This is a genomic window from Pseudoalteromonas sp. TAE79 (assembly GCF_000498015.1).
GTDB lineage: Bacteria > Pseudomonadota > Gammaproteobacteria > Enterobacterales > Alteromonadaceae > Pseudoalteromonas.
This window is the reverse complement of the sequence record NZ_AUTL01000295.1, coordinates 15307-30623: the sequence shown is the minus strand read 5'-3', so window position 1 is coordinate 30623 and position 15317 is coordinate 15307. Positions and strand designations below refer to the sequence as shown.

General features: G+C 39.2%; 8 protein-coding genes and 2 pseudogenes. 9 read left to right on the top strand and 1 reads right to left on the bottom strand.

Annotated features, from left to right (window positions below; all coding sequences use genetic code 11):
• Position 1: 1 nt before the first annotated feature.
• Positions 2–667 (bottom strand): hypothetical protein, encoded by a 666-nt coding sequence (locus L655_RS0124570; RefSeq protein WP_024597628.1) that lies wholly within the window; start codon positions 665–667, stop codon positions 2–4.
• A 145-nt stretch (positions 668–812) separates the two neighbouring features.
• On the opposite strand from L655_RS0124570, the gene L655_RS0124565 reads away from it, so the two are divergent.
• The 9 genes and pseudogenes from L655_RS0124565 to hrpA all read left to right on the top strand — a co-directional run bounded on the left by L655_RS0124565 (position 813) and on the right by hrpA (position 15255).
• The gene (locus L655_RS0124565) at positions 813–1031 is read left to right on the top strand and encodes a hypothetical protein (RefSeq protein ID WP_024606585.1); all 219 of its coding nucleotides are present in this window, start codon (positions 813–815) and stop codon (positions 1029–1031) included.
• Entirely contained in the window at positions 1024–2100 is a 1077-nt protein-coding gene (locus L655_RS0124560; protein WP_024606584.1) for an AI-2E family transporter, read from the top strand. The genes L655_RS0124565 and L655_RS0124560 overlap by 8 nt, the downstream gene beginning before the upstream one ends.
• 135 nt (positions 2101–2235) lie before the next feature.
• Positions 2236–4493, top strand: a pseudogene (locus tag L655_RS01000000126165) (aminotransferase class V-fold PLP-dependent enzyme).
• 400 nt (positions 4494–4893) lie between these two features.
• A complete protein-coding gene (pgi, locus tag L655_RS0124550) occupies positions 4894–6540 on the top strand; it encodes a glucose-6-phosphate isomerase (protein ID WP_024606583.1) in 1647 nt (548 codons plus the stop codon).
• Positions 6541–6809: 269 nt separating this feature from the next.
• Complete coding sequence (gene zwf, locus L655_RS0124545; protein WP_024606582.1) at positions 6810–8282, top strand: glucose-6-phosphate dehydrogenase; 1473 nt, start codon at positions 6810–6812, stop codon at positions 8280–8282.
• A gap of 2 nt (positions 8283–8284) precedes the next feature.
• The gene (gene pgl, locus L655_RS0124540) at positions 8285–8995 is read left to right on the top strand and encodes a 6-phosphogluconolactonase (RefSeq protein ID WP_024606581.1); all 711 of its coding nucleotides are present in this window, start codon (positions 8285–8287) and stop codon (positions 8993–8995) included.
• A 336-nt stretch (positions 8996–9331) separates the two neighbouring features.
• Positions 9332–10036, top strand: coding sequence for a SapC family protein (locus L655_RS0124535; RefSeq protein ID WP_024597622.1), 705 nt, complete (start codon positions 9332–9334; stop codon positions 10034–10036).
• Positions 10037–10163: 127 nt separating this feature from the next.
• Positions 10164–11195, top strand: coding sequence for an isoaspartyl peptidase/L-asparaginase (locus L655_RS0124530; protein ID WP_029752414.1), 1032 nt, complete (start codon positions 10164–10166; stop codon positions 11193–11195).
• Between the two features lie 194 nt (positions 11196–11389).
• Positions 11390–15255 (top strand): annotated as a pseudogene (gene hrpA / locus L655_RS01000000126160) (ATP-dependent RNA helicase HrpA).
• Positions 15256–15317: the final 62 nt, after the last annotated feature.

The following is a 15317-nucleotide window of genomic DNA, read 5'->3' as shown; positions in this document are numbered from 1 at the left end:
TTTATTCCTTGTTAATTTGTTCGCCAATTGCAATTTTGGCTATGTCTATTTCGTCACTGCTTGCACGGCTGTCTTTTTCGCACAATTGGTATAGTTCTTTTATTGTGACTCCATCAAGCTTTACAACGTTCAATTCTCGCTGCAAAAAAGTAATAATTTTATGTACTACTTTGTGTGCATGTAAAATAATGGCTTTATCTGCTTTGTCGCCTCGTTCAAAATAAAAGCCAATAAACTTATGTAACTGACTTATTCTGATCAAGTTTTTCATTGAATGTGGGTCCCACACTCTAAACTCCATAAAGCGATTGTTTTTTATGTATTGATCAACAATAACATCTTTAGCATAAGGCTGTGCCCATAGCTCAAAACCTCTGTCGGTAAATACTTGGTGCAGCGCAATACGTGGCTTATGTTTGGTATGTATTTCACCTAAGTTATCTTCATAGCCTTCTAATAAATCTAAGTTCCAATTGCGTTTATCTAAAAGTTGTTTAACTGCATTGTCGAACCCATGATCTAAAATTCCTTCTGATTCGCTTATTGATGAGGCAACAAGGTGATAAAAAGGAGGTAGTTCGCCCCAATTAATCTGCTTTTTAAACCAATTAATCTCTTTGAGTGTTGGATTACTTGGTAGTTGCGCTTTATTATGCGTGCCAGGCATTAACTTATCCTTACTGCTAGTTATGTTATAAGGATAAACTATTGCAGGAATTGTTTTAACAAAAAGTTACAATGGTTTGAGTATATAAATACGTAGACCGTAAATATGCGACTTATTATTCATTTACTATACGGATAAAGTAGTTATGGTAGAGCGCGATTTAAAAGAGTTTAAGTGTCCTCAGCAATTTGTGCAGTTCAAGCTTGCGCTTCGAAGTGCACAGTCATCAAAACAATGCATCACTTTTAGTCTTAATGAAGGTGAAAGTGCGAACGACATTGAACGTTTTTTGCAAAAAAATGCTTATAGTTACAATTTTGATAAACAACGTGGGTTGTTATTAGTGGAGCCATTACATGTTTGAATACGTAAAAACATGGTACGAAAGGAAGTTCTCGGATCCTCATTCGTCTACCTTATTATTTTTATTATTGGTATCAGTTGCCTTACTTTACTTTTTTGGCGCGTTAATTGTTCCTGTGCTTGTTGCACTGGTTATCGCTTATTTACTAGATTGGCCGGTTGTTCATTTAGAGCGTGTTGGCTTAAAACGTTTTACTGCAACAATTATTGTAATGTTGATATTTATTAGCATTATGCTCACCCTTATTTTAGTTATTGGCCCAGTGCTTTGGAAGCAAACCAGTAACTTAGTGCAAGAAACACCGCATATGCTAGAGCAGGGGAAGTCTTATTTAATGGCTTTACCTGAACAATACCCAAGTTTAATTAATATAGAACAAGTACAAGCAATTGTTGCAACCGTAGAAGCTAAAATTATTGAGTTTGGTCAAGCGGTATTATCGTTTTCACTTACGTCTTTAAAAGATGTTGTTGCTTGGCTTATATATTTGGTGCTTGTGCCGTTACTGGTGTTTTTTATGCTTAAAGATAAGCTGGAGTTGACAGGGAGTATAGCTAAACTGATCCCGCAGCAACGGCGCTTGATTTTACAAGTGTGGAACGAAATGAACCAACAAATTATGAATTACATTCGCGGTAAAGTATTCGAAATTTTAATTGTTGGTGGTGTGTCTTTCATTGCATTTACTGTTTTAGATTTGCGCTATGCAGCTTTACTTGGTGTGCTTGTTGGCTTTTCGGTATTAATTCCATTTATTGGCGCGGCACTCGTCACTATTCCGGTAGCGGCAGTTGCACTGTTTCAGTTTGGATTAGAAACGCAGTTTTGGACCATTTTAATTATTTATGGAATTATTCAAGCGCTTGATGGCAATGTACTTGTACCGCTGTTGTTTTCTGAGGCAGTTGATTTAAATCCGGTATTTATAATTGTCGCGGTATTATTTTTTGGTGGTTTATGGGGGTTTTGGGGCGTATTTTTTGCCATCCCACTGGCCTCATTAGTAAAAGCGCTAATAACAGCTTGGTCGTCAACGCACGAAGAGATCAGCAAAGAGCTCAGTGAATAGTTAAGCAAACAGACTTTTAGTTTAAAAAAGCATAGTAAACGCACCTCTAGTGCTAATTGATTATTACTCATTACCTGTAAATTTATGTACTATTGGTAATAAGATATATTTTTTAGTAATAAGGTGCGTTTTTTAATGTCTGAGTTTTTATTGCACGATGAGCCAGTAAAACAAGTTTACCTTGATGCAAATGCAACGACCCCTGTGTTGCCTTGTATTGCTGATGTTGTTTCTCATACCATGCAAATATGTTTTGGTAATCCTTCAAGCCCGCACATCACAGGTATTCAAGCCAAGCATTTATTAGAACAAACACGTCAAAAGGCACGCACGGTTATTGGCGCAACTAATGGCGATATCCTATTTACCTCTGGTGCAACGGAGGGTATTCAAACTGCGGTGGTTTCTACATTAATTAATGCTAAAAAGCAGTCTATTAAAAACCCTGTATTATTATATGGCGCTACTGAGCATAAAGCGGTGCCAAATACACTCAAGCACTGGAATAGCGTACTTGACGTTAATGCTGAGGTGCTTGCTATTCCGGTTGATAGTAACGGTATTTTAGATTTAAATTTTATCGCAGAGCATATTAATAACGCTTTGATGATTTGCACCATGGCCGTTAATAACGAAACCGGTGTATATCAAGATTTACCCGCTATAGAGCAGGTAATTCGTNTAGCCGTAACAAAAGTGTATCGTGGATGGTGGATTGCGTGCAGGCACTCGGTAAGCAAGCGCTCGCACTGAGTAATACAACTATTGATTACGCTCCTTTTTCGGGGCATAAGCTTTACGCACCTAAAGGTATTGGCTTTTTATATATTCGTAGTGGCAGTGCGTACACGCCTTTTATAGCGGGTGGCGGTCAAGAAAGTGGAATGCGCTCAGGCACCGAAAATCTACCCGGTATTGCAGGGTTAAATAAACTATTTAGTATGTTACTTGATAAATCAGACGATACATTTAAACCAATTAGCATACTTAACTCTTATCGAAGCCAGTTACAAAGCGCGATAAAAGACACCTTTGGCGATATTACATTCAATCATGATTTTGCTTATAGCGTGCCTACCACACTTAACTTTGCGGTAAACGATTTAACGAGCAAAGAAGTGATTGATTTATTTGATGCTGCGGGCATTCGCGTAAGTGGTGGCTCGGCTTGTAGTACGGGCGCATCAACAAGTTTTGTTTTAGATGCAATGGGTGCAAGTAAGTGGCAAAGTGAAAATGCGATTAGGCTATCATTTGGACCTGCTGCAACACAACACGATATTGATGATGCTTGTGTGCGGATTCGCGCTCTTAAAGCAATACTTCAGGCTAACTGTTTAATTGTATCTGATAGCACTACACCACAACAAGAGGTGTGCGCACTTGGCCTTACTCAGTTTAGGCACCAAGGAGCATGTAGTTGGCTTTATGTGAGCGATGATAAGCGCGCAGTTATAATAGACCCGATTGTTGAGCTTATTCCGCGCTTTGAAAAAATAGCCAATACACAAAACTTAACTATATCAGCGGTGCTTAATACTCATCTGCATCAAGAGCGAGAGTCAGCGACTAATTTATTAACCAGCGTTCTTGCATCAAGAGTTGTAAAAGGTGAGGTTGATGCTTTAGGTTGGCCACTAAATGCAGAAAGTATTAGCTTAGCAAATGACGTACTTGAAAAAGTAGCGACACCTGGGCACAGCAAAGATAGCGTAAGTTATTTATTAAAAAATAGTAATGGCGAAACGCGTTATTGTTTTTGTGGTGATTTAATTTTGCCTGCAGGACTTGGCAATACGTCCCTTACGGGTGGGGATGCAAAAGCAATGGCACGCTCTATTTTAGCAATAAGCGAGCAACTAAATAGCACCAGCATTATTTGCTCAGGGCACGACTACCAACAATGTTTTGCCATGAACTGGGCTGTACAACAAAACCAAACGCCATTACTCAATGCGTTAGTAAGCGGCAGTATTTCAGTTGATGAATTTACAATACAAAAGCAGCAGTACGACGCTTCAAAGCAAGTAAATAACACGCAATTGTGTGGTTATGTAAATGCATTGCCTGAGATTGATACACAGCAATTAAATTTTGATGACGCTAAAGCAATGTTAAACACCAGCGATGTGTATTTAATAGATACTCGGGAGCCGTATGAACATGGAGCAAATAATGTTGCTCAGTTATTTAATACACTAGATGAAAAAACATTAAATATACCGCTTAGCAGAATGGCAAATGCGGTATTTGAAGGGCAGTTAAGTAAAAATAACAACTATATTTTATTATGCCGCAGTGGTAACCGCTCAAAGATTGCTGCGAGCAATTTAATGCAGCTAGGATACAAAACGGTTTATAACCTAAGTGGTGGGCTAGCGCTTAGTAATTAAGCAAAGATTTTAATTTATACAAAATCGGCTTTAGAGCCGATTTTTTGTTTTTAAGGTTTAATTGTTTGCAAGGCAAACAATTACAGTAATTAGTGAATAACTATGAAAAGTAATTAGCAGCGCTTATAAAAATTCATTAATATTTCATTTTGATTGATTAAGCTATGCCGTTGCCTTTAAAATTACAGGTAAATTAATTTATAAAATTTTTATGATACCGGTGTCAAAAGCTAAAAATTGCGTTATCATCTGCACATAAAATTATAAAAACAGCACTTTTTTTGCATTTTTAGTTATACTATTTGCGCTTTAATTTAGTGTGAATAAGTAGTAATAAGAGTTTTTCTTTTATAAAAAATATTTTTAAATCAATTGATTGAAAAAAATAGAGGATATTTCCATGTCTAACCGAACGCAACTAGCAAGTTGGCAAGCACTAGAACAAAGTGCAGCTAAGATGAAACAAACACATCTAAAAACGTTATTTGCACAAGATGACACGCGCTTTTCTCAGTTTTCTACTCAAGTACCAGGCGTATTATTCGACTATTCTAAGCAACTTATTGATAACGATGTTTTTGCTAACTTAATGTCGCTTGCTAAAGAATGCGATATTGCATCGTGGCGCGATAAAATGTTTAGCGGTGAAAAAATAAATATCACTGAGGATCGCTCAGTTTTGCATACGGCACTTCGTAATCGTGCTCACACTCCATTAATTGTTGATGGCGAAAACGTGACACAAGCCGTAGACAACGAGTTAGCTAAAATTAAAGTGTTTGTTGAAAAAGTTCGTAGCGGTAAATGGTTAGGCTATACCGGCAAAGCGGTAAAAGATGTTGTAAGTATTGGTGTTGGTGGCTCTAACCTTGGTCCACAAATGGCAACTGAGGCATTAAAAGCACTTGCTGATGATACGTTAAATGTTCACTACGTATCTAATGCTGACGGTGTACAAATTTCGTCTATATTAAAAGCCATTGACCCTGAAACAACATTATTTGTTATTTCTTCAAAAACATTTACGACGTCAGAAACCATGACAAACGCAAAGACGGCGGTTGACTGGTTTTTACAAACAACAAAAGATGAAAGTACAATTGCAAAGCATTTTGTTGCAGTAAGTACAAATTTAGAAAAAACGGCAGCCTTTGGTATCAGCGACGAAAACGTATTCACTATGTGGGATTGGGTTGGTGGTCGCTTTTCACTTTGGAGTGCGATAGGCTTACCAATTGCTTTATATTTAGGCTACGACGCCTTTGAAGCAATTTTAGAAGGTGCGTTTGAAATAGACGAGCACTTTAAATCTGCGCCGTTTGAGCAAAATATACCATTAATTATGGCATTGCTTAGTGTATGGAATACGAGCTTTTTAGGTTATACAGCGCAAGCTATATTACCGTACGATCAAGCACTGCATATGTTGCCTGCGTATTTACAGCAAGGCGAAATGGAAAGTAACGGTAAACACGTTAACTTTGCAGGCGAAACGGTACCTTATACTACGGTTCCAATTATTTGGGGCATGACGGGTATTAATGGCCAGCATGCCTTTTATCAGTGTTTACACCAAGGTAATGTAATTGTACCTGCAGATTTTATTGCATCAGTTAAGCCACAAGTGAATGTTGATAAGCATCACGATATTTTATTATCGAACTTTTTTGCACAAACAGAAGCGATGATGAGTGGTGTAGATGCAGCGCAAGTTACAGCTGATTTAACCGCTAAGGGTAAATCGCAAGCAGAGATTGATGAGTTATTAAATCATAAAATTCATCAAGGCAATCGTCCTACAACGTCTATGCTATTAGATACAGTAGATGCTAAAACAGTGGGCCGTTTAATTGCACTGTATGAGCATAAGATATTTTGCCAAGGCATTATTTTACAAATATGTTCGTTTGACCAATGGGGTGTAGAGCTGGGTAAAGGTTTAGCATCTAAAATTGAGAGTGAACTCACTGATGATAGCGTGAAACACGCTCATGATAGTTCTACAAACGGCTTAATGGCGTACTATAAACAAAACCGTACGCAGTAAAAAATTCGCTTACGCAAGTAAGTAAACCGAGTACCTTTGAACGGGTAGCGCTGGAGTGCTTAGGGTCTGTATTTTTGTGAGAGGAGATACAGGGCCCCTAAGGCTCATTTAATAAGCGCAATGATAAACAATAATAATAAATCATCGATACAGAACAATTCAGCAGGCTTTTATTTAAATACAGCTATAAAAGCCATCTAATCTAGCAATAAATAGGCATACCCGCGCATTTACAAAATGTACTGGGTATCACAACGTAGAGAGTAACTATGCTTAATCCTTTTGATATTATAATTTTTGGGGGCGGTGGTGATCTTGCGTTACGCAAATTGCTACCTGCAATGTACAGAGCATATCAAGAAGGTAACTTACCTGAAGGCTCACGTATCCTCCCAACAGTTCGCGAAGAATCTAAACGTGCTGAATACGTAGAAACAGCGCATAAAGCATTACAAGAATTTTTAAGCAAAGGTGAGTTTAACGCTAAAGATTGGAAAGCGTTTTCTACTTTTTTAGTGCCAGTAGTAAGTAATGTTACAGAAGCAGACGACAACTGGGATGTGTTAAAAGGCATTTTAGATGAGCACGAAAACACTAAGTCTCGCGTGTTTTATTTATCGCTTCCGCCTGCTGTTTACGGCACATGTTGTGAAATATTATCGACTAAAGGTTTAATTACACCTACATCGCGCGTTGTTGTTGAAAAGCCAATTGGTTATTGCGGTGATTCTGCAGAAGCAATTAACGGAAAAATTGCAGAATTTTTTAATGAAGAGCAAATTTTCCGTATTGACCATTACTTAGGTAAAGAAACAGTACAAAACTTAATGGCGCTGCGTTTTTCAAACTCATTGTTTGAAAATATGTGGGATGCTAAATCTATTGATAACATCCAAATTAGCTTATCAGAAACGGTTGGCCTTGAAAGCCGTGCTGGTTTTTACGATAAAGCCGGTGCACTTCGTGACATGGTTCAAAACCACTTATTACAACTACTTTGTCTAGTTGCAATGGAGTCGCCTAATAAGCTTAACGCTAACAGCATTCGTAACGAAAAACTAAAAGTATTAGAAGCACTTCGCCCGCTTGTAGATGGTGATGTTGATGAAAATATTGTTCGTGGTCAATACGTACCAGGTGACTTAAACGGTAAAATTGTACCGGGTTACTTAGAAGAGCTAAATGAAGGTTCTAGTAAAACAGAAACGTTTGTAGCTATTCGCGCGCATATCGATAACTGGCGCTGGGCAGGTGTTCCATTTTACCTTCGTACGGGTAAACGTATGGCTAAGCGCTGTGCAGAAATTGTGGTTGAATACAAAAAAGTATCTCACAATATCTACGAAGATAACGTGGGTAATATCGAGCCAAATCGTCTTGTTATTCGTTTGCAGCCAGAGGAAACAATTCAACTAACGCTTATGTCTAAGCGCCTTGATAATCTTCAAATGCAACTTGAGCCAGTAACAATGAATATTGAGCTTTCACAAGCTTACAGCAATGGTTTCCACTCAGATGCGTACAAACGTTTAATGCTTGATGCCGCTGCTGATAACCCGTCGTTATTTATTCACCGTGATGAAGTTCGTCAAGCGTGGAAGTGGATTGATCCAATCATCGACCGTTGGCAAGACAAAGGTAAGCCTGCGCTTTACCGTGCTGGTAGCTGGGGACCTGATGATGCTGATGAATTATTGGCAGAAAACAATCATGTATGGTTTAACACAGGCGATAAGGTATAAGCATGGCAACACTAGTTGAAAAGTTTTTTGATGATAAAGACGCGTTAACAGCTGAGCTTTCTGCAACGCTTGAGCAATCATTACGTGATGGCATTAAAAACGATGGCCGTGCTGTATTAATGGTGTCGGGCGGCTCGTCTCCTGCGCCCGCTTATAAGCATTTATCAACACTTGATTTAGATTGGCAACATGTTGATGTTGCTATGGTTGATGAGCGTTGGGTAGACCCAAGCCATGAAAAAAGTAATGAAGCATTTATTAAAAGTACTTTATTACAAAATCATGGTAGTGCTGCAAACTTTATTACTATGAAGAACGCTGCAGCAACGGCTCAACAGGGCGCACAAGAGTGTGAAGCGGCTTATAGCGAGTTAAAAAGCCCATATGATGTAACTATTTTAGGTATGGGCCCAGATGGCCATACAGCGTCGTTATTCCCAAATGCAGACGGTTTAGAGCATGGTTTAACAACTGAGCAAACAGTATGTGCAATTAATGCGATACAAAGTGATGTGACGGGTAGTATTACTGAGCGAATGACGCTTACGTTAAATGCCATTGCGCAATCTAAAGTGGTTAAGCTTTTAATTAGCGGTGAAGAAAAACTCGCTGTTTATAAGCAAGCAAAAGCGGGCGGCGATGTTAATGACATGCCACTTCGCGCTGTGCTTAATCACCCAAGTATAAATATTGAAGTATATTGGGCGCCTTAATTTAGATGCCAATTTAACTTTTAAAGGCCGCTTATATAAGCGGCCTTTTTTATTTGCTTAAATTTAAGCCCAAACACTGCAAAAAAATAGCTTTGAACTGTTAACCAATGTTAATGAATAACTTTGATTTGTATTAAAATCAACCACGAAGTGTGTTGTTTTTGAACAAAATTTATGAGTTTGAGCTGTATGTTTTTTAGCAACGTTCAGATTTAGTTAAATTTTATTTTTTCATGGTTGTTGTCATAAAAGTTTCCCTTCCTTTTTTAGCTCAAAAGCATTAGCCTAAAGGCATTAACAATGAAACATATAAATTAAAATAAACGGAGCAGTAACATGGCGGAGCAACAAGTACAGCCTTTACACAACGAAAAACATGCCAACACTAAAATTCAAAACGGCATCAATGTAGAATTCATGAAAACTCAACACTTAGTGCCAGTAGTTGCACATGAGTTTGCACGTGTAGCAAACGAGTTTCCAATGTCATTCGTTAAAAATAACGAAACAGGCACTTTTCAAGCAGTTGCTATGTTTGGCTTAGAGCCAGGCGAAAACCTTTTTGTAGAAGATGGTAAATGGACTGCAGCATTTGCACCTATGGCATCTACTCGTTACCCACTGGGTTTAGTTAAACACCCAGATCAAGATCAATACGGTATCGTAATTGACGAAGCAAGTGCGCTTGTTGGTGAAGACGAAGGTAATGCATTATTTGAAAACGGCGAAGAAACAGATTACCTAAAACGTCGTAAAGAAGCGCTAGTATCATTTATTGAGTTTTCTCAAGTAACTGAAGCGTTCACTAAATTTCTTGCTGATAAAGAGCTACTAATTGCGCAAACGCTAACAGTAGACATTAAAGGCGAGAAAAAAGACATCAACGGTATTTACCTTATCGATGAGAAAAAACTAAATGAGTTAAGCGATGCTGATTTCTTAGAGCTTCGTAAACGTGGTTACTTAGCACCAATTTACTCGTTCTTAACGTCTACTCACCAAGTAGCACGTTTAGCGCGTTTAAAAGCTAAACAAGCTTAATTACAAACACATAAAGTTTTAAAAAGCGCCTTAAGGCGCTTTTTTTATGCCATTAAACTCACTTTAGTTGAAATTAAGTCCGTAACCATTCACATTAGTTTATAACTTCCCCATAAAAGAACTCATTATGAAAACACCATTATTAGCGATTTTTGCGAGCAGCTTTGTTGCTTTAAGTAATAGCGCAGTAGCTGCAGAGACTCCTTTTGCCATTGCGATTCATGGTGGGGCAGGGACAATTGAAAAAGCACGATTTACACCCGCTCAAGAAAAAGAGTATCGTGCAAAATTAACGCAAGCAGTAGAGACAGGTTATAAAGTATTACACCAAGGCGGCGAAAGCTTAGATGCGGTAATTGCAGCAATTGCAGTATTAGAGCAATCCCCTTATTTTAATGCAGGGCGTGGAGCGGTATACACCTACGATGGCGGGCATGAGCTTGATGCATCCATAATGGATGGTCGAAACCGTGAAGCAGGCGCAGTTGCGGGTGTAAAGCATATTGAGAGCCCAATTAACTTAGCACGTTTGGTAATGGATAACTCTGTACATGTAATGCTTAGTGGGCAAGGCGCTGAAGAGTTTGCTAAAGAGCAAGGTGTTGAGCTTGTCGAAAATAACTTATTTGATACCGAGCCTCGTTACAAAGCGCTTTTAAAAGCAAAACAAAAATTAGATAAAGCCAAAGCAACCAGTAAAGAGTACCAAGCCGCGCACAAAGCATTACCTAACTCTTACAAAATGGGCACGGTTGGCGCAGTGGCGCTTGATAAAAATGGTAATTTAGCGGCAGGTACATCAACAGGTGGTATGACCGCAAAACGTTATGGTCGTGTGGGGGATGCACCGGTAATTGGGGCCGGAACATTTGCTGAAAATGAATCGTGCGCGGTATCGGCAACAGGGCATGGTGAATACTTTATTCGCTATAACGTAGCAAGCGATATATGTGCGCGAGTTAAGTACCAAGGTAAAACCATTGCTGAGGCAGGGGATGAAGTTATAAACGGTGTGCTTAAGCCTATTGGTGGCACAGGCGGCGTAATTATTATTGATACAAAAGGTAATATTAGCTTACCGTTTAATACCTCTGGCATGTATCGGGCAAGTAAATCGAATACTCAAGCGACCTACGTAGGCATTTTTAGTGACGAATAAGCCAACGTCATTTAATTTATTCAATGTAGTTAGCCCTGAAAATAATTGTTTAAAATAAATTTATTATTTACAGTTTAGTTCAATAGCAGCGTTTATATAACAAACAACCCCGCGTTATGCATTTTGTAGGATTAACCCCAGCCGTTTAATTTGATACAATTACGGCTCTTTAACTAATTTTATAAGGTATGCGGGTGGTAAACCTAGGTCAGTTGTTTGGCGAGCTAAAAACGTGCTTAAAAAAAGATCAATTCATTTTCAAGAAACGCTTACATGGCGTAAAAAAAATAACGGATGAAAACAAGCATGCCAACGCGCTTGAAAAAATAGCGGCTGATATAACCCGTAGCCAAGAATTACGCGATAAACGCTTAGCTGGCCTCCCTAAAGTGACTTACCCTGAGCAATTGCCGGTAAGTCAAAAAAAGGAATTAATTAAAGACGCCATTGCAAATAACCAAGTGGTTATTATTGCCGGTGAGACGGGCTCAGGTAAAACAACGCAAATACCTAAAATGTGTTTAGAGCTTGGTCGTGGTGTTGATGGTTTAATTGGTCATACGCAACCACGTCGATTAGCAGCGCGTACTGTGGCTAATCGTATTGCTGAAGAAATGAAGTGTGAACTTGGTCAGCAAGTTGGCTTTAAAATTCGTTTTAGCGATCAGGTATCTAATAATACGTATATTAAATTAATGACCGACGGTATTTTGCTGGCTGAAATTCAGCAAGACCGTTTTTTAAATCAATACGACACGATTATTATTGATGAAGCGCATGAGCGTAGTTTAAATATTGATTTTATTTTAGGTTACTTAAAAAACCTGCTTCCAAAACGCCCTGATTTAAAAATAATAATTACCTCAGCGACTATCGATCCTGAGCGTTTTTCAAAGCACTTTGATGATGCGCCCATTATAGAAGTATCGGGTCGTACTTTCCCTGTTGATGTGCGCTACAACCCTATTACTGATATTAATAAAGATGATATGGAAGCGGAGGGCGATCAGCTACAAGGTATTTTTGATGCCGTTGATGAGCTGTGCGCTGAAGGTCCTGGCGATATTCTCATATTTTTAAATGGTGAGCGTGAAATACGCGATACCGCAGATGCACTTAGCAAGCGTAATTTAAAACACACCGATGTATTGCCACTTTACTCGCGTTTATCTAACGCAGAGCAAAACCGTATATTTGCGCCGCATTCTCGTCGTCATATTATTTTATCGACTAACGTAGCCGAAACGTCACTCACCGTGCCAGGTATTCGTTATGTAATAGACCCAGGTACTGCGCGTATAAGTCGCTACAGCTATCGTACAAAAGTACAGCGCCTACCAATAGAGCCTATATCGCAAGCAAGCGCTAATCAGCGTATGGGTCGTTGTGGACGTGTTGAAGCGGGTATTTGTATTAGGTTGTACTCTGAGGATGATTTTTTATCGCGCCCAGAGTTTACCGACCCTGAAATACTGCGTACTAACCTTGCGTCTGTTATTTTACAAATGTTGGCGCTAGGGCTTGGTGATATGGCGCAATTTCCGTTTGTACAAGCGCCAGATAGCCGCAATATTAATGATGGCCTAACATTGCTTGAAGAGCTACAAGCGGTAAAACCAGCTAAACGCGATAGTAAAACCAGCCTAACTCAATCGGGCAGGGAGCTTAGTCGATTACCCGTTGACCCACGTTTAGCAAAAATGGTGCTAACAGCCCATAAACTTGGCGCATTGCGTGAAGTGATTATTATTGTGGCGGCGCNCGCCCACAAGAAAAACGTGCTGCTGCCAATGAAAAACACGGTCGTTTTGATGATCCAGATTCTGATTTTATCGCTTTTTTAAACTTATGGAATTACCTAGAAGAGCAGCAAAGCGAGCTGACTAATAGCCAATTTAGAAAGTTGTGTCAAAAAGACTTCTTAGCCTATATGCGCCTGCGTGAATGGCAAGATATTGTTTATCAAATAAGTACTGTGTGTAACGAAATGGGCATGAAAGCAACCAGCCAAGCGGCTGATGGCGAACTTGTTCACAAAGCGTTGTTAAGCGGGATGCTAAGCCATATTGGCTTTAAAGATGAAAAACAAATATACAAAGGCGCACGTAATAGTCAGTTTCATATTTTTCCGGGTTCAGGTTTATTTAAAAAGAGCCCTAAATGGATCATGTCAGCGGAGTTGGTAGAGACCAGTAAGTTATATGCCCGCACAAATGCAAAAATAGACATTAACTGGGTAGAACCATTAGCACAGCACTTAGTTAAACGCAGTTACACAGAACCTCATTGGGAGAAAAAGCCTGGTGCGGTAATCGCGTTTGAACAGCAAACTTTATACGGCTTACTTGTTGTAAATAAACGCCGCTGTGTTTATAGCAACATAGACCCTAAAGTGAGTCGAGAGCTTTTTGTGCGCACTGCATTAGTTGAGCAAGAACTGGGCTTAAACGAGGGCTTTTTAGCGTTTAACCGTGAGCTAATAGAAGATATTCAAGTTCTGGAAAATAAGTCACGTCGTCGTGATATTTTAGTTGATGAGCAAACGTTATTTGAGTTTTACGATAAAAAAATACCCAAAGAAATTAACAACCGCGCTGCATTTTTAAAATGGTATAAAACACAAAAACAACAAAATAAGCATTACCTACACATGACTCGTGAAGAGCTAATGCAGCATGGTGCAAGTAATATCACTGAGTTTGACTACCCTGACACATGGCAGCAAGACAATATTATATTGCCGCTTGCTTATCATTTCGATCCAGGCCAAGCAGTTGATGGCGTTGCGGTACAAATACCAGTAGCGCTTTTAAATCAAGTACAAGAAAGTGGTTTTGACTGGCACATACCTGCATTTAGGCATGAGCTAATAAGTGGGCTTATAAAGTCATTGCCTAAATCGCTTCGTCGTAATTTTGTGCCAGCACCAAATTATGCTGATGCAGTGCTGGCAGCTATTGAGCCAATGCAAGGTAGCTTAATTGATGCTTTAGCCACGCGTTTATTAAGAATGACAGGTGTGAGAGTTGATCCAGAGGCATGGGATTTAACCGCGCTTGCACCGCATTTACGATTACAGTTTGAAGTACGTGATGAGAGCGATAAGTTACTTGCACGAGGACTTGATTTAGCCAAGCTCAAAGCAGAGCTGCAAGGTGAAGTAACCGAAACACTGTCTAAAGTAGCCGATAAAGGCATTGAAAAATCAGACCTAACACAATGGGATTTTGGTGAGTTACCCGCTTCATACGTTAAAAAGCAAGGTCAATATGAGATAAAAGCATACCCTGCGCTGGTGGATAAAAAATCAGCCGCTGCAGTGGAGCTTTTTGATAGCGAAGCAAAAGCGCAGCAAGCACATCAACAAGGTTTGCGCCGTTTAGTACTATTAAATGTGCCATCGCCAATTAAGTACTTACAACAAAACTTACCGAATAAGGCAAAGCTAGGTTTGTACTTTAACCCATTTGGTAAAATAGCTGATTTAATTGATGACTGTATTGCCGCAGGTGTTGATAGCTTATTAGTAAAACACGGTGATATACGCGACGAAAAAGCATTTGAAACAGTAAAAGAGCAAATACGTGGTGAGCTGGGCGATGCCGTTGTATCGATTGCAACGCAAGTTGAGCAAGTATTAAGTATTGCTCATGCCCTGCATAAAAAAATGAAAGGGCGCGTTGATTTAACCATGATAACCGCGCACGGCGATATTAAGTCACAGCTTGAGTCACTTATATTTAAAGGTTTTGTGAGCGCGCATGGCGCAGATAAAATAGCGGATTTAATTCGTTATTTAAAAGCGATTCAAAAACGTTTAGAAAAGCTGCCTGTGGATCCAAATCGTGATAGGTTATGCGTACTAGAGCTAGATAAAGTTGCGCAAGAGTATAAAAAAGTAGTTAATAAAACGCCTAAAGGGTTGCCTATACCACAAGAGGTAACCGCTATTTTTTGGATGCAACAGGAGCTTAGAGTGTCGTTATTTGCTCAAACACTAGGAACGCCTTACCCAATTTCAGCCAAGCGGGTACTTAATGCGATAAAAGAGATAGAATAAAACTTGCATTTTCTATTAAGCTTAGTACCTTAATAGAAGGATTTATTTTTGTTTTGAAAAGG